The following is a 17,704-nucleotide window of genomic DNA, read 5'->3' as shown; positions in this document are numbered from 1 at the left end:
CTCCTATATTAAATGTACAGTATTCTTAACATCATGTAAAGTATTATTAACATTAAGTTATGTATAATTAACAAAATAAATTAGCTTTTGGTGAAATCCAGTACTTACTACCTCATTCGAGAGGCTTAGGATTTAGTTTTGAAAACTTGTTATAGTATAGTTATCAAAAAAATCCCGGGGGGAATCCGTCGTCTATGAAAAAAATACATATACCGATTGTTTCGTTGTTATGTCTGCTTTTATTAAGCGCCTGTGCAGATAAGTCTGCTGCTATAAAAGAAACGCATCAACCTACCGAGCAAAAGCAGGAGCAGAAGGTTGATTATGAAGCGATTGTGGAAAAGAAAAACGCTGAACTTGAAATGGCTCCATTGGAATTAACATCCTATAGCGAAGAAGTGGGAGCTGCGTTACTCGAACCGACGCATACAAACTTTGCGGTGAATGAAGTCTTCACAGTGGTGGGAACTGTTGAAAATCAGGACCAATTACAAGAAAAGTATGTATGGATCAAAATCAGATTTGATGGAGAAGCGCTTTCCGACGACTCGATGGAATACTATGCGCCTATCCAAGACGGTAAATTTAAACAGGACGTAAGATTGTTCAATGGAGAGGGAGAATACCAAGTTACTGTTATGCTCCCAAGCAAGGACCGGAAAAATTACTATTATGATCTGGCAAAATTCACTGTCTTTAACGTCAACCCTGCGATGCAGCGAGATCTTACGTATACTCCTTTTGCCCAGGATGCAGGATTATCACTTGAAGCGCCTGCAAGCGGTTATGTGAATGAAAACGAAGTGTTCACATTGAAAGGGAAAATCCCTTCCATCAAAGGGACAAACGAGCAGCTGATGCTCGAACTCAAAAAGGACGGTGAAATGTGGAAGCACGTGCTTCCTGTTAAGAACGGTGAATTCGCATATGACGTTCCTTTATTTTACGGAAAAGGCGTCCATCAGCTAAAAGTCTACGTTCCTGACGAGGAGAGAGACAATTATTTTCAAGAAGGAACGATCCTTTACATCGACAATGAATCAGACGTTGTCACTGAACCGATCAATTACATGACGACCTATAACGAACGTGGGGTCAATCTCACCTACCCGACAGCCGGCGGTGAAGAAACCAACTTAACGTATCGCATAAAAGGCACCATCGATAAAGACGCACCATTCGCAAAAGAGACGACACATCTGTATATTACGACGAAGAAAGATGACGATAAGGCATTAGCCGTCATTCCTGTTGTCAACTACAAGTTTGATGATGAATTCTACTTGCGCTTCGGACCGGGTACATATGACGTAACCGTCAGTGTACCGGAAATAAAAGAGAAAAACAGTTCCAAGTTTTATTATTATGACGTAGCTAAATTCACAGTCGAAAGCACGGGCACAGAGGACTTACGAGATTTATTGCCATCACGGGGAGTTCAATCGGATGCCCCTGATATTATCGCGATTGCGGAAGGTCTTATAACCGACGATATGTCAGATCGCGAGAAAGCGAAGGCCATCTATGAATTTACGGCAAAGTCAATCGCGTATGACGTGGAAAAACAGAAAAACAGTGAATTCGAGTGGGATGATAGCGCATTAAAAGTGCTAGAGCTCGAAAAAGGAATTTGCCAGGATTACACGTATCTCGCCCTTGCCCTACTTCGTGCATCCGGCATGGAAGCAAGATATATAGCAGGCACTGCCGGATCCGGCTTCAACTGGTCCCGCCACGCATGGGTGGAAGTGAAGGTGGACGGCGAATGGCTCACAATGGACCCGACATGGGGCGCCGGCTATATAAAAGACGGTGAGTTTGTAGCAAACTACACAGAAGATTACTTCGAACCGGATGAAGAAGCGTTCAAGACGCATTCCCGAAGTGGTGTGGAGTACTGAAATTGTATGCAGTGTCTTAAGCAATATAAAATCCCGCGCCTTTTATAACGAAGGTGCGGGATTTTTCTATATCCAAATGTGCTCAGCCTGTATATTGAATCATCTGAGCGATCACTAATGTGACAATCCCAATGGCTGAAAATACAGCAAATACCGGTAAAAAGAAGCGAATCCACTTTTGCCAAGTTACGCCGGCAATAACGAGTGCAGCCATAAAGTAACCTGAAGTCGGATATAAAATATGAGCAAACCCGTCTCCGATCTGGAACGCTAGTACTGCTGTCTGTCTTGTTACACCAATAATGTCTGCAAGCGGCCCCATGATCGGCATCGTGACTAAGGCTTGTCCACTTCCTGACGGGATAATAAAGTTAATGGCAAGCTGAACAAGGTACATCCCTACTGCACCGAGGACAGATGGCAATTCGCCGACTAATGAGCCCATGCTGTGAACGATTGTATCCATAATTTGACCGTCTTCAAGCACGACAGCTACAGATCTGGCTAGACCAACAATAATGGCTCCCATGAGCACTTCACGGAAACCTTCCGTAAATGCATTAGAAATCTGTGTAGCATTGAGTCCAGCAATCAGGCCGACAACAGCACCCATAAAGATAAACAGACCTGCCATCTCTACCATGAACCAGCCGAGCTGAAGCACACCAAATACTAATATAACAAGGAAGAGGAGCGCAGCAATCGAAGCATATTTTTGTCTTGTGTTCATGCTCTTCGCTTCAATTTTTTCTTTCTGCTTGTAAAGCAATCTTTTTTCTTCGTCATCTTCATAAACATAGCTGTTTAAAGGATTCTGCTGTACCTTTTTCGCATAGCGCATGATAAAAATGATTCCGACCGATAAAGAAACGACAAATAGAATTAGGCGCATTTCCAGTCCTGAAAAAACAGGAATGCCTACAATTTTTTGCGCCAATCCGACGTTAATCGGGTTCAAAACTCCGGCAGTAAACCCGACACTCGTACCGACAAGAGCAATTGCAGCAGCAACAATTGAATCGTACCCTAAAGCGATAATTAATGGCATAATGACAGGAATATAAACTAGCGATAGTTCAGGGGTTCCAATTAATGTTGCTCCAATCGCAAATACTGTTGTCAAAATTGGGATCAGCAAGATACTATTTTTTGCAAAACGGTTTGCTAGCCTGTCAACAACCACTTCAATAATTCCGGTTGCCTTTAGCACCGCAAACATACCACCGATTACAAACGTGAAAAATACAATCTCTCCCGCGTCAATCAATCCACGCGGAATAACAGTAAGAAAATCAGCTATTCCAATTGGAGTAGCTTCCACTTCTGTGAATGAGTTCGGGTCAATCGATGTTCTTCCGTCCGGACCTGGCACACGGTCAAACTGCCCTGCAGGAATAAAGTACGTCGAAATGGCCGCCAGAGCACTGAAAATAAATAGGATGACGTAAATATGGGGAAGTTGAAACTTCTTCTCTCTTTTTTCCTTTTGCATTAGTAACCTCCATTAAGTAAATTTATACAGACGAATGAATCGAATGTTTTTTATCAACGATTTTTAAACCAGTAGCCTGCATTATTCTCGCTTACAATCGTTAACTCTGCTTATTATACAGGCTTACTACGCTTAAGTCGTTAGACCTTCTATCCAATTAAATCAAGTTGCATTGTTTAGAAAATACAATAAAAAAATCCAATCTGTTAACATTGCACAACTAATTGTGCAATAAATTCATTTTTTGATGATAATTTAGAGTAGTGAATTTATGTATGGTGCCTGTGCAGCACACATTTATGACAATTCAAGGCTTTTTATATAAATACAAAGAGAAGCTGATCAAACGTTAAGTTGATCAGCTTCTTTATTTTACTTTATACAATTGTAGTGCATTATCTGAATAGTGTGCTGCACAGGCACCCAAACAATTTGATAGTTAGTTTTCGGTCGCTTGGATGCGACTCGGCTCCTTCTGCTTGCCGATACGAGCCCATATAATAAGCGGAATCAATAGTAATGAGAACATTCCTCCGGCGATTGAGAGGATTCCATAGCTGAAATGTGCGACAACCAATCCGGATAATCCTCCACCTATCGCTCCGGACAATGCAATTCCTACGTCAACAGAACCTTGCGTCTTCGCCCGAGTGGATGTCGATGTGGCGTCCACAATAATCGCCGTACCGCTAATCAATCCAAAGTTCCAGCCAAGACCAAGCAACACAAGGGCTGTCACAAGTGCAAACATTGAATCGGCTGGTCCGATTGCCGCTATGATGCCCGTCAAAAGCAATGTGACGGCCGAGGCGATCGCCATTACACCACGTCCGATTTTATCGACAAGATAGCCCGTCACTAACGAAGGCAAAAACATAGCTCCAATATGGAATCCGATAACAATTCCCACCGCTTGTAGACTGTGACCGTAATGCCCCATATGAATAGGGGTCATCGTCATGATCGCCGTCATCACGAATTGAGTAATGATCATTACTGTAGCTCCTGCAATAACACCTCGTTTGTTCATTGAGAACGGAACAGAATCCCCTCCTGCCTGCAACTTGCTGTTTGCACTTTCAGCAGTCGCAATAGCTTTCGCGACAAGTAAAGGATCCGGACGAAGTAAAATTAGGAGAACCAAGCCGGCAAGTATATAAGCGGTCGCAGCTAATAAAAACGGCCCCGCCAAAGAAGGAATTCCAATGGATGTAGCAACCCCACCCATTATTCCTACGAGGTTCGGTCCGGCAACAGCACCGAATGTAGTAGATACCATGGCCATACTAACAGCCTTTGCCCTTTGCGTCGAGCTAGCCAAGTCAGCCCCCGCATATCTCGCTTGCAAGTTTGTCGCTGATCCAGCACCGTATATAAGCAATGAACCGAATAGAAGGAAAATGTTATTTGTTATCGCTGCGAGAACGACTCCAATTGCACCGAGACCACCGACCAGAAATCCTGCGGCTAGTCCGGAACGACGTCCGTACCGTTGAGAAAGACGACCTACGAGCAGCGCAGCCCCAGCTGAACCTAACGTGAATAACATTGTCGGGATTCCCGTTACACTGTCCACGCCTAACATATCACGAGCTAGAAGTGCCCCTACCGTAATACCGGCAGCAAGCCCTGCCCCTCCGAAGATTTGGGAAATGATCACAACGATTAACGTTCTTTTATATAATTGCTGTTGTTTTTCCGGGGAACCGACGTAGCTTTGTACCAAAGCCGATTGGGCATCCCTCTTGTTCATACGATTACTCGCCATGTGCTAGCCGCCTTTCTGAAAGATTCATTCTTTTATAGATTTCAACTATCATATCATGAGTAAATAAGCGAATAATCTTCTTTTTCTACGATACTCTAACATTATCCTGTTTATTCTAGGCTCCATTATCGCACTAACCTGTCTGTAAGTGAAAAAATCTTACTGTAATAAAATAAACCCCTTCCCAGTCCGCAAATAGGACTTGAAAGAGGTTTAGCCATTTTATTTCTATTATGCTTTTGGAGGAGTTCCTTCAGCGTTTCCTACAATTGCATCGATTTGGATTAGAGCATCTTGAGGTAAAGCAGATACGCCAACTGTTCTTCGTGCAGGAACACCGCTCGGGAAGAATGTTTTGTATGCTTCGTCTACAGCGTCCATATCCGCAATATTTTTAACGAAGATATTTACTTTAACGATATCGTCCATAACGTGGTCAATGCTTTCAACAATTGCTTTGATGTGTTTCAAGCACTGTTCAGCTTGCTCTTTTACGCCGCCAGCTACCATTTGGCCCGTTTTTGGATCTACAGGTAATTGAGCTGAAAGGTGATTGTAATGAGAGAACGCTACAGTTTGTGTAGATAGAGAATCCTTTGGTGCATTGTCAGTGTTGCGTGCCCAAATAACGATTCCGTGTCTGTCTTCAATAGCTTGTGGAGGTGTACCGTCTCCGTGTGATACGACTGCTTCGATTTGTACTAAAGCATCCATTGGCAACGCTGCAGCTGCAACAACTGTGCGTGCAGGGACATAGGCAACAGCTCTAGCGATAGCGGAGTCTGGGAAGAATGTAGAATATACTTCATTGACAGCTTCCGTATCTGCAAGGTCTTTAAGGAAGATATTAATTTTGACAATATCGTCAAAAGGAACATCGATGCTTTCTAAAATTGCCTTGATATTTTTCAAAGCCTGTGCAGCTTGCTCTTTTACACCGCCAGTTACCAATCTGCCCGTTTTTGGATCGATCGGCAATTGAGCTGAAAGGTTGTTGTAATGAGAGAACGACACGGTTTGTGTAGATAGAGGACTTGTTGGCGCGTTTGCCGTGTTATTTGTAAGTTTGATGAGGTCGCCTGCTTGTGGAGCGTTTGGAATTGTACCTTCACCGTGTGAAACAAGTGCTTCAACTTGCACTAAAGCATCCATTGGCAAAGCTGCTACTGCAACTGTTGTCCGTGAAGGAACATAAGTTGGGAAGAACGTTTTATAAACTTCATCTACAGCGTCAACGTCTTTAATATCTTTAACGAATACTGTAATTCGTACAATATCGCTCATAACGTGATCGATGCTGTCTACAATCGCTTTAATATTGTTAAAGCACTGTTCAGCTTGCTCTTTTATTCCACCAGCTACCAATTTCCCTGTTGTTGGATCGATCGGCAATTGTGCTGACAGATTGTTGTAATGAGAGAATGCAACAGTTTGTGAATATAGACCGTTACCACTTGGAGCATTCTCCGTATTTCTTGCTGCTACTGCGTTATAGTTGCTCATAATACGATTTCCCTTCTTGATAAATATTTACTAACCGAAGTATGCACTGAAAAAGCTGTTCTAAACCACTCTGAGTGCTATGCAATTATAGCAGGACTTGTTCACTTTGGCTAACATTATTGTTGGAAATGAACAAAAAACTTCCCACAAGTTCATTGAACTTGTGGGAAGCTTCTTTAGTATGAAGTAATGTCTAGCTCCTGCGGCTAGCCCCTCGAGGTCATAAGCCACTCTAAGAAGAAGGCAAAGGGCGCCTTCTTGCTTAGATCGTCTTATGCTTGTCGGGGCTGAGCAAGCCGCTTCCGCTTTTCTTATTACATCATGCCGCCCATACCGCCCATGTCAGGCATGCCTGCTGCAGCTGGTTCTGGGATATCTGCAACGACCGCTTCAGTGGACAAGAACATTGCCGCTACGGACGCTGCATTTTGAAGTGCAGAACGAGTAACTTTTGTAGGGTCTACGATACCCGCTTGCATCATGTTGACCCATTCGCCGTTTGCTGCGTTGAAGCCGATGCCGACTTCTTCGCGTTTTAGACGGTCAACGACGATGGAGCCTTCGAGACCAGCGTTTGTCGCGATTTGGCGCACTGGCTCTTCAAGAGCGCGAAGAACGATTTTCACGCCAGTTGCGACGTCGCCTTCTGTGCTTTCAAGAAGTTTTTCAACTTTTGTATAGACGTTCACAAGCGCTGTACCACCACCGGATACAATTCCTTCTTCAACAGCCGCACGAGTTGAGTTCAATGCGTCTTCGATGCGAAGTTTGCGCTCTTTCAATTCTGTTTCAGTTGCTGCTCCGACTTTGATGACTGCTACGCCGCCAGCAAGTTTCGCAAGGCGTTCTTGCAGCTTCTCTTTGTCGAACTCGGAAGTTGTTTCTTCAAGTTGCGCGCGGATTTGGCCGACACGTGATGCGATTTGATCAGTATCTCCGTTTCCTTCAACGATTGTCGTATGGTCTTTTGTAACAACGACTTTCGCAGCGCGTCCAAGTTGAGTGATGTCAGCGGATTTAAGGTCAAGGCCAAGATCCTCAGTAATGACTTCCCCGCCTGTAAGGATTGCGATATCTTCAAGCATTGCTTTACGACGATCGCCGAAGCCTGGTGCTTTAACAGCTACCGCGTTGAAAGTACCACGAAGCTTATTCACAACGAGAGTTGCAAGTGCTTCCCCTTCTACGTCTTCCGCAATCATCAACAATGGTTTGCCTTGTTGAACAACTTGCTCAAGAACCGGTAGGATTTCTTGGATATTGGAAATCTTCTTATCTGTGATCAAAATGTAAGGGTTGTCGAGAACCGCTTCCATTTTGTCTGTGTCAGTAGCCATGTAAGCAGACGCGTATCCGCGGTCGAATTGCATACCTTCCACGACGTCAAGCTCAGTCGTGAAGCCTTTTGACTCTTCGATTGTAATGACGCCATCGTTGCCGACGCGCTCCATCGCTTCAGCGATCAATTCGCCGACTTCTTCGTCGCCTGAAGAGATAGCCGCAACTTGTGCGATCTCTTGCTTGCTTTCGATTTCGTCGGAAATGCCTTTCAACTCTTCAATTGCTGTTGCAACCGCTTTTTCGATCCCTTTACGGATGCCGACAGGATTCGCACCAGCTGTTACGTTTTTCAAGCCTTCGCGAATCATCGCTTGTGCAAGAACCGTTGCTGTTGTCGTACCGTCACCAGCAATTTCGTTCGTTTTGGAAGCAACTTCCGCTACGAGTTTTGCACCCATGTTTTCGAATGCATCTTCAAGTTCGATTTCTTTTGCGATTGTTACACCGTCATTCGTGATAAGTGGTGAACCAAATTTTCTTTCAAGAACGACGTTGCGTCCTTTAGGTCCAAGCGTCACTTTAACAGCGTCAGCAAGTGTATCTACACCGCGTAGCATTGCGCCGCGCGCGTCTTCATTAAATTTAATTTCTTTAGCCATTTATGAATTCCCTCCTGGTTTTGATTGTACTTATTTATAAGGGGCGACTTAGCCGATGATAGCTAGGATATCGCTTTCACGCAGGATCAAATATTCATTGCCTTCATATTTCACTTCAGTTCCAGCATATTTTGAGAAGATGATGCGGTCGCCTTCTTTTACTTCCAGGTCAACACGCTGGCCGTTTTCAAGAACTCGTCCAGTACCTGCCGCTACAACTTTTCCTTCTTGCGGTTTTTCTTTCGCAGAATCCGGTAATACGATACCGCTAGACGTCTTTTCTTCTGCTTCGATTAGTTCGATTACGATACGGTCACCTAATGGTTTCAACAAGTGAAACAACCTCCTCGACATATTATCTTCTTTTTTAGCACTCATCAATCAAGAGTGCTAATACATTTCTTATCATAATAAAGTTGCCCAAAAATTGCAAGCAAAATACTTATGTCCTCATAGATAAAAACTGAACAATGTTTGACCGTTTTCCATGCTTTCTGGCAGTCTGCATTCCTTGTATCCTTTTCTCTTTGCTTGTCATCATTGAAACAGCTAAAATAAACAGTAGAAGAAAGGAAGTTGGCAATGAAAAACTGGAAAATCTCTATTTCGATCGTTCTTTTATATATCGCCATGCAGTTCGGAAGCGTCCCTATTTCGAAGGCTCTCTTCCACTATTTTCAAAACACCGCTGGCATGGAAAAGGAAGCCGCGGTCTATTACGGCTTCGCCTGGGCGCTTTTCCTCACAAATCTGATCGCAGCCCCTTTAATCCTGTTCATGACAACGCGCAACAAGCGATTTTGGGATATCTTTAAAAAAGGGAAGAAAGCGACACCTTGGATGACAGTACTATGGGGTGTCCTAGGATTTTTCATGGCGATGGCTGGACAAATGCTTGCTAGCATTATCGAAGTGGCGCTCGGCATCATGCCCGGCTCTGAAAACACAACCTTGCTGAGCGACATTGCCAAACTGTCGCCGATCATTATCTTTTCCATCGTCATCTTTGCACCTCTATTAGAGGAGATTGTATTCAGAAGGGTACTATTCGGCGGCATTTATGCAAAATCGAATTTCTGGATTGCAGCCATTTTGAGTGGAGTCATTTTCGCAGTTGTCCACGGCGAGCTTGAGCATACATTGGTCTATATGGCGCCGGGAATGGTATTTGCGTTTATTTATTATTACACGAAGCGCATTTGGGCTCCGATGATTGCCCACTTTCTCATGAACAGCTTCGTCATGGTCGTTCAACTGAATTACGAAAAGCTCGAGCAGTGGCAAAAAAATCTTCAGCAAACGTTCATCTTTTTCCAACAATGAAAAACGACTTCCCGTTTAAAGGAAGTCGTTTTTCATTTCACCCAAGTGTTGCAATTAATGAAAAGATGATAGCCCCAAAAATAAGCATAATCATTAACATAATGACGAAAACGATGCCAAAGATGATTGCCACTACACCAAGACCGCGCCAAGCAGAGAATCCATGGACGAGACCGATTCCTTTACAGGCGATGACTGTTCCGAATATGCCAACTCCAATGATAATAAGATTCTGCAAGAAATAAATTCCGAGCGGCAAATTCGTAATTCCGAAATTATCGGTCGGCACCTCAAATAGACGAGACCCGTACACCGCAATAAGCAGGAAGTTCATCGGAGCGAGCCAGATCGTCGGAATCGCAGGCGCGGGAGTGATTTTAAGCATATCGGAGAACTTCCCTTTCCCGCCTAGCCATTTTCCGACCCACGTATAAAGTCCAGCATTGATCACCCAACCGATAAGCGCAAAACCGTACGTCATGATGATGGATAAAATAATGATGAATGCTAACGGCATGCCACCAAAAATGCCAGTCGTCGCCATCGCGATTGAGCCGCCGCTGATCGAGCTTAGCAGAAAAATGAGAAAGCCATATCCCGCCGACTTTTTCTCCAGCATATATTGCAGCGTTTTCGTCGGCTGGCTCCAAATGGATAGTAATGGATTCATGTATATCCCCCTTTACTTCTTATGTATATGAAATCTCTACAAGTCCTATCATACGGGAATCCTTTTGGGATTTCATTACAAAAATCCCGCTCCCCCAATAATAACGCGGGAAGCGGGACACTACTTTATTTTTCTAAATTCCCCATCACTTCATCGATTTGGCGTTGCTGCTCTGCCTTTATTTCTTCCAGCTTCCGCTTCTCCTCCGCCTTCAGGAATTTTCGATACCCGACGCGGCAGATGATGATGCTAATTTCATAAAGTGCAAATAACGGGACGGTTACTAATAAATGCGACATAATATCCGGCGGTGTGATGAACGCCGCAATGATAAACAGGACAAAATATGCTACCTTCCGGATTTTCACTAACTTATTCGGGTTCAATATGCCGAGCCGCGATAGGAATAAAAGGACGATCGGCAACTGAAAGACGATTCCGAACGGGATCAGTATTTGAAACAGGAACGTAAAATATTCATTAATGCCGACCGTCTGTGTAATCCCAAGCTCTCCCGATAATTCCTTCATGAAGTTCATGACGAATGGCACGAGAACGAAGTAGGAAAAACCAATCCCTACAAGCAATAGGATAAACGCGAACGGGATATAGCTTAACGTCACTCTCCGCTCCGTCTCGTGAAGTCCCGGCGATATGAACGACCAGAACTGATACATGATGACCGGTGAAATGAGCACCACTGCTAAAAAGATGATGACTTTCAAGTACAGGGCAATCGGATCCACAACATTGAATGCGTGAAATTCCTCATACCCGGCTTCTGCTTGCAAAAGCTTAATGATCGGCTTCGCAATGAAAAAGCTGCCGATTACTGCAATAACAAAGAAAACGACGATTACCATCAGTCGTTTTCTAATTTCATCTATATGTTCAATGACTGTTAAATTTTTTTCTTTCATCGGACAGACATCCTTACTTATTGCACATCATTTTTCTTATCTTCCACTTTTTTGACTGTGTCATCATCATCGGCTGCAAGACCTTTTGTCGCGTTTTTAAATTCACGCAATGAAGAGCCAAATGCCTTTCCGATTTCCGGTAACTTCTTCGGTCCAAAAATGAGCAATGCAATGACAGCGATTATAAGTAGACTTCCTACACCTGGAGCCATTTCGGACACCTCCTTCATATATAATCCATCTTACATGAAAACAGCTTGTATTACTATTGACAATGCCTTTATATTTGTGAATCTTTTTCGTCATTTTTTATGAAATAAATCATTGTCTGCAGCTCCACCGACAAATCGATCGTATGAACACGCATCCAGTCGGGTGCTGCCAGCCGGACCGGTGTGAAATTGAGAATTCCTTTCACGCCGATAGCCGCCATCCGATCGGCGATTTCTTGCGCCGCCCTTGTCGGAACAGTTAAGATGACGAGTTGAATGCCTAACTCTTTAATTTTCTCTTCCATCATATCCGGATGGAACACCGGGATATTGCTGACCATCTTCCCTTCCTTTGGTGCTTTCGGGTCGAATGCGACAACAATTCTCGTATTATGGTTCTTTTGAAAATTGTATTTCAAGAATGCATTCCCTAAGCTTCCAACGCCGATCAACGCGACATCCGTCTCTTCGTCTTGATCCAACGCCCTTCGGAAGAATAGAAGGAGGTCGTTCACGTCATAGCCGTAGCCTTTGCGCCCGAGCGCCCCGAAATGGGAGAAATCACGGCGAATTGTAGCAGCATCGACTTTCATTGCCTCGCTCAATTCACTGGAAGAGACGCGTTTCTTACCCGCATTCGCGAAATTTTGCAGAAATCTATAATATAAAGGAAGGCGTTTTGACGTCGCCTGTGGAACTCTCTGAGTCGTATCAGCCATAGCTTACCTCCTATACGTGCAAATGGACCTTTTTTTATCGTACTCTAGATACGTGCTGATGTAAAGCCAACCATTGCACCGACAGGCCCATTCGATTACACTAAAAGTGGAATAGAGGTGTGCTGAATGATCGTATTACAAGTGAATGGAATTACGAAATCCTTTTCTGGAACTGATATATTGAAAAACGTCCGCCTCGAAGTGCAGCACCGTGACCGGGTTGCGCTCGTCGGACGGAATGGCGCCGGCAAATCGACATTATTAAAAATCATTGCGGGAGAAATGTCCGCTGACTCCGGCGACTTAATCATGCCGAAAGACGTACAAGTCGGCTATCTCGAACAACATGCGGGAATTGATTCTTCCCTTACAATTTGGGAAGAGATGCTGACCGTTTTTGGACCGTTGCTTGAAATGGAAAAGCGGCTCCGTGGACTAGAAACACAAATGGCGGATCCTTCCGTTTACGAGAACCAGCAAGAATATGAGCGTGTCATGAAAGATTATGACACGTTGCAAATCGAATTCAAGGATTCGGGCGGGTATCAATACGAATCTGATATGCGTTCGGTTCTTCACGGAATGCGATTTTATCCTGAAGACTACGAGAAGCAAGTCAATCTGTTGTCCGGAGGGCAAAAAACGCGGCTGGCGCTTGCGAAAATGCTGCTTAGCAAACCGGATCTGCTCATATTGGACGAGCCGACGAACCATTTGGATATCGAGACATTAGGCTGGCTTGAAAAATACCTCGTCTCCTATGAAGGCGCGATCCTCATTGTTTCCCATGACCGCTATTTCCTCGACCAGATCGTGACGATCACGTATGAAGTGTCGAGGAAGAAAGTGACGAAGTACGTCGGCAACTATAGCGCCTATTTAGTTGAGAAGGCGAAGAACTATGAACGCGATAAGAAGTTGTACGAACGCGAGACGAGTGAAAAAGCGAAACTTGAGGACTTCATCCAGCGGAATATCGCCCGTGCTTCGACTTCCAAAATGGCGAAAAGCCGGCGGAAGCTGCTCGAACGAACGGATTGGATGGACGCGCCTGATGGGGATGAAAAGTCTGCAAGCTTCTCGTTCTCCATCGAACGGCCAAGCGGCAACGATGTGCTCACATTGGACAATATCGCTGTCGGCTATAACGGCCAAGCCGTTTCTGAGCATATTAATATGCATGCATACAAAGGGGACCGGATCGCGATCATCGGACCGAACGGGATCGGAAAGTCGACGCTTCTGAAGACGATCGTCAAAAGACAGGAGCCGATCGACGGAACGATCCGCTACGGAACAAATGTCCAATTCGGGTATTATGACCAGAATCAAGCGACGATCCTCGGTACGGGGACAGTCCTTCAAGAGCTGTGGGATGAGTGGCCGATGATGAATGAAAAGGACGTCCGCTCCGTACTCGGACGCTTCCTGTTCACGGGTGAAGACGTCGAGAAGCCTGTCGCTTCATTGTCCGGCGGCGAGAAAGCACGTCTTTCATTAGCGAAGCTCATGCTTCAAAAATCGAACACACTCGTGCTTGACGAACCGACAAACCATCTTGACCTCGACAGCAAGGAAGTGCTGGAAAATGCGTTAGACGACTTTCCGGGAACAATCCTCTTCGTCTCCCATGACCGTTATTTCATTAATCGGATCGCGACGAAAGTGATTGACGTCGGTCCTTCCGGTGTCACAGAGTATCTTGGTGATTATGATTACTTCGTTGAAAAGAAAAATGAGCTGGAAGAGTTGAAAGCCGACAATAGCAATTCGGAACAGCCAAAACAGCAGAAAAACGGACGGAATGAGGAAGACAAGGAATTCAAACGGCAAGAACGCCGATTGACAAGGGCGATTGCTGAAATTGAAGAGTCACTCGGAAAAATGGATGCCGACATCGCTGTTCTGCAGGAAGAGTTGTTGAACCCCGATTTCGCTGATGACCATGTGAAACTGATGGAGCTCCAAGAACAGATCGACGAACTCCAAATGCAGCACGACAACCAATCAGAGGAATGGTTGAATTTGCAGGAAGAACTTGAACAATTGAATTCATAACGATTAGAAAGCTGTCGAATGGAACGAACGCCATTTCGACAGCTTTCTTTTGTTTTCGACAAGGGTTCCCTTTTGATTTCCACAATCTTATCAACATCATTCACGTTGATATAATAGGATATGAACATAGTTATCCACGTTATCCACATTAACTGTATTCAATACCCACATAGTTATCCAAAAGATGTCATAGTCATTCACACGAATCTTTTAATTATCCACAACTTATTAACAATTGTGCATAAGTACGAACGTTCCCTCTTGACAAGACGAACTCGTTATAGGACAAATAAAAACGGAAATCGTCACAACTCGACGATTTCCTTCATTTATTATTATTCATCCCATGAAGCAAGCTCCATGCCAGGTCTGCCGTTCATTCCCATCGTACCCCGTTTGCCGCTCGCATACATCTCACTGCCTGCTGCCGCAATCATTGCTGCATTATCTGTGCAAAGGGAAATCGGAGGGACGTAAAAAGGAATTCCTTCTTTTTCAAACGCTGCATCCAATGACGCTCTTAATCCTTTATTCGCAGCTACACCACCTGCTGCGATAACTTGCTTCACACCGAACTCCTTCGCAGCCTTCAACGTCTTCTCTGTCAACACGTCGACAACACTTTGCTGGAAGCCTGCCGCTACGTGAGCCGGATTGACTTCCCCGCCTTTTTGCTCAATATTATGCTTGTAATTAATAACAGCGGATTTCAACCCGCTAAAGCTGAAGTCATATGAATCCGGTTCTAGCCAAGCTCGCGGAAAATCGACTGCTTCATCGCTTTCAAGCGCAAGCTTATCGATATGCGGCCCGCCAGGATAAGGGAGACCAAGAACACGGGCAACTTTGTCATATGCTTCTCCTGCTGCGTCGTCCCGCGTTTCTCCAATTAATTTGAACGACCCATGCTTCTCCATTAGAACTAACTCCGTATGCCCACCGGATACGATAAGAGCTAGCAGCGGGAACTCCATTGGCTGCATCAATTGATTCGCATAAATATGCCCAGCGATATGATGAACACCGACAATCGGCAATCCGTTAGCAAACGCAAACGCCTTAGCCGAATTAATGCCAATCAACAATGCCCCAACAAGCCCGGGACCTTCCGTCACAGCAACCGCATCCAAATCCGATGGAGCAAGCTCTGCCTTCGCTAACGCTTCCTCTATGACGAGCGTAATCTGTTCGACATGATGTCGAGAAGCGATTTCCGGCACGACGCCTCCGAACCGTTGCTGGCTCTGGATTTGCGAAGCAACGACGTTCGAGACGATCTCATGCCCATTCTTCACGACCGAAGCCGCCGTCTCATCACAGCTCGTTTCAATTCCTAATATATACATATCTTTGTCCATTACAATTCCACCCACATGACGAGCGCATCTTCATGGTCGTCCGTATAATAGTTTTTTCGTATGCCGCCATCTTGGAAGCCAAGCTTGCGGTACAAGTTTTGCGCTGTATGATTGCTCACGCGGACTTCAAGCGTCATCAGCCTCACATCATTCACCTTGCACAGCTCTATCGCCTTACGCATGAGCGCCTCACCGATTCCATGGCCTCTCATATGCTTCCTCACTGCCACATTCGTAATATGACATTCATCGAGCACAACCCACATCCCAAAATGCCCGATCACTTCTCCATCCGCGACGGCAACAATATAATGAGCATAATCATTCCCAGTCATCTCATGCTCGAAAACCTCCTGCGTCCATGGAGTCGCAAACGCTTCCTGCTCGATTTCGACAACTGCCGGGATATCTTCTATTGTCATCTTCCGATATTCGATACTTTTATTCACCGCCATGATCCTTCCGTTGCTGCATGAGCCAATTCGCCTCCGCCTCTGCGATACGACGGTATTCCGGCGTAAATGCATGTATATTCTCCTCTTGTCCACTTTGCTGCGCGACGTAAATCAATGAAGACGCCCGTGGAAGCTGCAGCGGAAACGGTGCAATAATTGCATTCTCCCTTAACTTCGTACCGATCAGCTCTTCATGCATCGCAACATCCTTACCGACAAATAGAACAGGACGCTCCTTCTTTGCTAAAACATCCAGCAGATCTTCAATCGCAAAATGCCCGTCCTCCGCGTTGGCGATTAGCTCGCCATTCACGAATTCGTAAATCCCTGCGTACACATTATTTCTTCGTGCATCCACAATCGGGCAGATCAGCCCTTCAAAATAAACAGCATTCATTGCAAGGACCTTCAAGCTTGAGACGCCAAACAATGGCTTCTTCAACGTCCAAGCCAACGTCTTCGCAATCGTCACACCGATGCGGACTCCTGTATAGGAGCCAGGTCCTTCCGATACCGCGATTGCATCTATATCTTTCGGCTTGAGTTGCACCGTCTCAAATAGCTCCTCAATAACCGGCATCGCCCGCAACGAATGATTGACAGCCATCGAAGAGTTCACCTCGGCCAAAATGGCTCCATCTTTCACAATCGCGACAGACAAAGGCGTATTCGCCGTATCTATTCCTAACCATATCATAACGTCATCGCCTCACAAATCTTTTCAAAACGTTCTCCTCTTGGAGTGAACACAAATTTTCTCGAAGTTTCTCCTGTATGAAGAATTTGTATCTCCAATCGCTCTTTCGGTAGATCATCTTCTATAAGATGTGCCCATTCAACGACAGAAACCGCATCCCCGTAGAACAGTTCGTCCCATCCAAGATCTTCATCACTATCTGCCAATCGATAGACATCCAAATGATTGAAAGGAACCCGTCCTTCGTATTGCTTTACAATTGTAAACGTCGGGCTGTTTACCGTTCGAGTAATACCTAAGCTGCGTGCAAGTGCTTTTGTGAAGGTCGTTTTCCCTGCACCAAGATCTCCTTCCAACGTCAAAACGTCAGGAGGCGAAAGCAGCCCCGCTAATGTATTTGCAATCTGTTCAGTTTCCGCCAAGGAATGAACATTGAATTCTATAGTCATCGTATTTTCCTTTCATCTCCACTTTGCTTTAGTGTACCGAAAATAAGGCGTTTTCGAAAGCCAAGAGGTTTGGTGGAGGTATATAATGGACTAATAAAAGATAAAAACAACAAAAAACCGATCCTGGAATAAATCCATAATCGGTTGACAGTTTAAATTAAGATGGCGGTCCCGACCGGGATCGAACCGGCGATCTCCTGCGTGACAGGCAGGCATGTTAACCGCTACACCACGGGACC

Annotated in this window: 16 protein-coding genes and 1 tRNA gene; 3 read left to right on the top strand and 14 right to left on the bottom strand. The window is 44.9% G+C overall.

Annotation, left to right across the window (positions count from 1 at the left end):
* Positions 1-194 precede the first annotated feature (194 nt).
* Positions 195-1,901 carry a transglutaminase domain-containing protein gene (locus tag ACTHPA_RS16585; RefSeq protein ID WP_440501799.1) on the top strand — a complete coding sequence of 569 codons (1,707 nt, stop codon included), beginning with the start codon at positions 195-197 and terminating at the stop codon, positions 1,899-1,901.
* Between the two features lie 82 nt (positions 1,902-1,983).
* Here ACTHPA_RS16585 and ACTHPA_RS16580 read toward each other — a convergent pair whose 3' ends face one another.
* The 5 genes from ACTHPA_RS16580 to groES all read right to left on the bottom strand — a co-directional run bounded on the left by ACTHPA_RS16580 (position 1,984) and on the right by groES (position 8,937).
* Positions 1,984-3,393, bottom strand: a complete 1,410-nt coding sequence (locus ACTHPA_RS16580) for a YfcC family protein (RefSeq protein WP_440501797.1) — start codon at positions 3,391-3,393, stop codon at positions 1,984-1,986.
* 439 nt (positions 3,394-3,832) lie between these two features.
* Positions 3,833-5,161 carry an MFS transporter gene (locus ACTHPA_RS16575; RefSeq protein ID WP_440501796.1) on the bottom strand — a complete coding sequence of 443 codons (1,329 nt, stop codon included), beginning with the start codon at positions 5,159-5,161 and terminating at the stop codon, positions 3,833-3,835.
* A 231-nt stretch (positions 5,162-5,392) separates the two neighbouring features.
* Entirely contained in the window at positions 5,393-6,664 is a 1,272-nt protein-coding gene (locus ACTHPA_RS16570; protein ID WP_440501794.1) for a RidA family protein, read from the bottom strand.
* Positions 6,665-6,978: 314 nt separating this feature from the next.
* A complete protein-coding gene (groL, locus tag ACTHPA_RS16565; RefSeq protein WP_440501793.1) occupies positions 6,979-8,604 on the bottom strand; it encodes a chaperonin GroEL in 1,626 nt (541 codons plus the stop codon).
* 48 nt (positions 8,605-8,652) lie between these two features.
* Positions 8,653-8,937, bottom strand: coding sequence for a co-chaperone GroES (gene groES, locus ACTHPA_RS16560; RefSeq protein WP_251628351.1), 285 nt, complete (start codon positions 8,935-8,937; stop codon positions 8,653-8,655).
* A 249-nt stretch (positions 8,938-9,186) separates the two neighbouring features.
* Here groES and ACTHPA_RS16555 point away from each other — a divergent pair, with 249 nt between their 5' ends.
* A complete protein-coding gene (locus ACTHPA_RS16555; protein WP_440501791.1) occupies positions 9,187-9,927 on the top strand; it encodes a lysostaphin resistance A-like protein in 741 nt (246 codons plus the stop codon).
* A 37-nt stretch (positions 9,928-9,964) separates the two neighbouring features.
* Here ACTHPA_RS16555 and ACTHPA_RS16550 read toward each other — a convergent pair whose 3' ends face one another.
* The 4 genes from ACTHPA_RS16550 to ACTHPA_RS16535 form a co-directional block, all read right to left on the bottom strand.
* Positions 9,965-10,597 carry a YIP1 family protein gene (locus ACTHPA_RS16550; protein WP_440501789.1) on the bottom strand — a complete coding sequence of 211 codons (633 nt, stop codon included), beginning with the start codon at positions 10,595-10,597 and terminating at the stop codon, positions 9,965-9,967.
* Positions 10,598-10,722: 125 nt separating this feature from the next.
* A complete protein-coding gene (gene tatC / locus ACTHPA_RS16545; protein ID WP_440501787.1) occupies positions 10,723-11,517 on the bottom strand; it encodes a twin-arginine translocase subunit TatC in 795 nt (264 codons plus the stop codon).
* Positions 11,518-11,534: 17 nt separating this feature from the next.
* Positions 11,535-11,729 carry a twin-arginine translocase TatA/TatE family subunit gene (locus tag ACTHPA_RS16540; RefSeq protein ID WP_440501786.1) on the bottom strand — a complete coding sequence of 65 codons (195 nt, stop codon included), beginning with the start codon at positions 11,727-11,729 and terminating at the stop codon, positions 11,535-11,537.
* 68 nt (positions 11,730-11,797) lie between these two features.
* Complete coding sequence (locus ACTHPA_RS16535; protein WP_440501784.1) at positions 11,798-12,448, bottom strand: redox-sensing transcriptional repressor Rex; 651 nt, start codon at positions 12,446-12,448, stop codon at positions 11,798-11,800.
* Between the two features lie 126 nt (positions 12,449-12,574).
* Between ACTHPA_RS16535 and ACTHPA_RS16530 the strand changes: the two genes are divergently transcribed.
* Positions 12,575-14,506, top strand: a complete 1,932-nt coding sequence (locus ACTHPA_RS16530) for an ABC-F family ATP-binding cassette domain-containing protein (protein WP_440501782.1) — start codon at positions 12,575-12,577, stop codon at positions 14,504-14,506.
* A gap of 335 nt (positions 14,507-14,841) precedes the next feature.
* Here the strand turns inward: ACTHPA_RS16530 and tsaD are convergent, their stop codons facing one another.
* From tsaD to ACTHPA_RS16505, 5 genes are all read right to left on the bottom strand, one after another.
* The gene (gene tsaD / locus ACTHPA_RS16525; RefSeq protein ID WP_440501780.1) at positions 14,842-15,864 is read right to left on the bottom strand and encodes a tRNA (adenosine(37)-N6)-threonylcarbamoyltransferase complex transferase subunit TsaD; all 1,023 of its coding nucleotides are present in this window, start codon (positions 15,862-15,864) and stop codon (positions 14,842-14,844) included.
* Entirely contained in the window at positions 15,864-16,313 is a 450-nt protein-coding gene (rimI, locus tag ACTHPA_RS16520; protein WP_440501778.1) for a ribosomal protein S18-alanine N-acetyltransferase, read from the bottom strand. The genes tsaD and rimI overlap by 1 nt, the downstream gene beginning before the upstream one ends.
* Positions 16,306-17,016, bottom strand: a complete 711-nt coding sequence (tsaB, locus tag ACTHPA_RS16515) for a tRNA (adenosine(37)-N6)-threonylcarbamoyltransferase complex dimerization subunit type 1 TsaB (protein ID WP_440501777.1) — start codon at positions 17,014-17,016, stop codon at positions 16,306-16,308. Before tsaB ends, rimI begins: the two co-directional genes overlap by 8 nt.
* On the bottom strand, positions 17,013-17,465 hold the full coding sequence (gene tsaE / locus ACTHPA_RS16510) for a tRNA (adenosine(37)-N6)-threonylcarbamoyltransferase complex ATPase subunit type 1 TsaE (RefSeq protein WP_440501775.1): 453 nt from the start codon (positions 17,463-17,465) through the stop codon (positions 17,013-17,015). The genes tsaB and tsaE overlap by 4 nt, the downstream gene beginning before the upstream one ends.
* A 163-nt stretch (positions 17,466-17,628) precedes the next feature.
* Positions 17,629-17,704 (bottom strand) — tRNA-Asp (locus ACTHPA_RS16505).

The sequence above is a fragment of the Sporosarcina sp. SAFN-015 genome (assembly GCF_051966875.1).
GTDB lineage: Bacteria > Bacillota > Bacilli > Bacillales_A > Planococcaceae > Sporosarcina.
Note: the sequence above shows the minus strand (reverse complement) of the source record. Positions and strands in the feature narration are given on the sequence as shown.

Coding starts and splice junctions, on each gene's coding strand:
- ACTHPA_RS16550 (WP_440501789.1), bottom strand. CDS start 10,597: ATGAATCCATTACTATCCATTTGGAGCCAGCCGACGAAAACGCTGCAA.
- ACTHPA_RS16570 (WP_440501794.1), bottom strand. CDS start 6,664: ATGAGCAACTATAACGCAGTAGCAGCAAGAAATACGGAGAATGCTCCA.
- groL (WP_440501793.1), bottom strand. CDS start 8,604: ATGGCTAAAGAAATTAAATTTAATGAAGACGCGCGCGGCGCAATGCTA.
- tatC (WP_440501787.1), bottom strand. CDS start 11,517: ATGAAAGAAAAAAATTTAACAGTCATTGAACATATAGATGAAATTAGA.
- ACTHPA_RS16580 (WP_440501797.1), bottom strand. CDS start 3,393: ATGCAAAAGGAAAAAAGAGAGAAGAAGTTTCAACTTCCCCATATTTAC.
- ACTHPA_RS16535 (WP_440501784.1), bottom strand. CDS start 12,448: ATGGCTGATACGACTCAGAGAGTTCCACAGGCGACGTCAAAACGCCTT.
- ACTHPA_RS16555 (WP_440501791.1), top strand. CDS start 9,187: ATGAAAAACTGGAAAATCTCTATTTCGATCGTTCTTTTATATATCGCC.
- ACTHPA_RS16575 (WP_440501796.1), bottom strand. CDS start 5,161: ATGGCGAGTAATCGTATGAACAAGAGGGATGCCCAATCGGCTTTGGTA.
- tsaE (WP_440501775.1), bottom strand. CDS start 17,465: ATGACTATAGAATTCAATGTTCATTCCTTGGCGGAAACTGAACAGATT.
- tsaB (WP_440501777.1), bottom strand. CDS start 17,016: ATGATATGGTTAGGAATAGATACGGCGAATACGCCTTTGTCTGTCGCG.
- ACTHPA_RS16530 (WP_440501782.1), top strand. CDS start 12,575: ATGATCGTATTACAAGTGAATGGAATTACGAAATCCTTTTCTGGAACT.
- tsaD (WP_440501780.1), bottom strand. CDS start 15,864: ATGGACAAAGATATGTATATATTAGGAATTGAAACGAGCTGTGATGAG.
- ACTHPA_RS16585 (WP_440501799.1), top strand. CDS start 195: ATGAAAAAAATACATATACCGATTGTTTCGTTGTTATGTCTGCTTTTA.
- ACTHPA_RS16540 (WP_440501786.1), bottom strand. CDS start 11,729: ATGGCTCCAGGTGTAGGAAGTCTACTTATAATCGCTGTCATTGCATTG.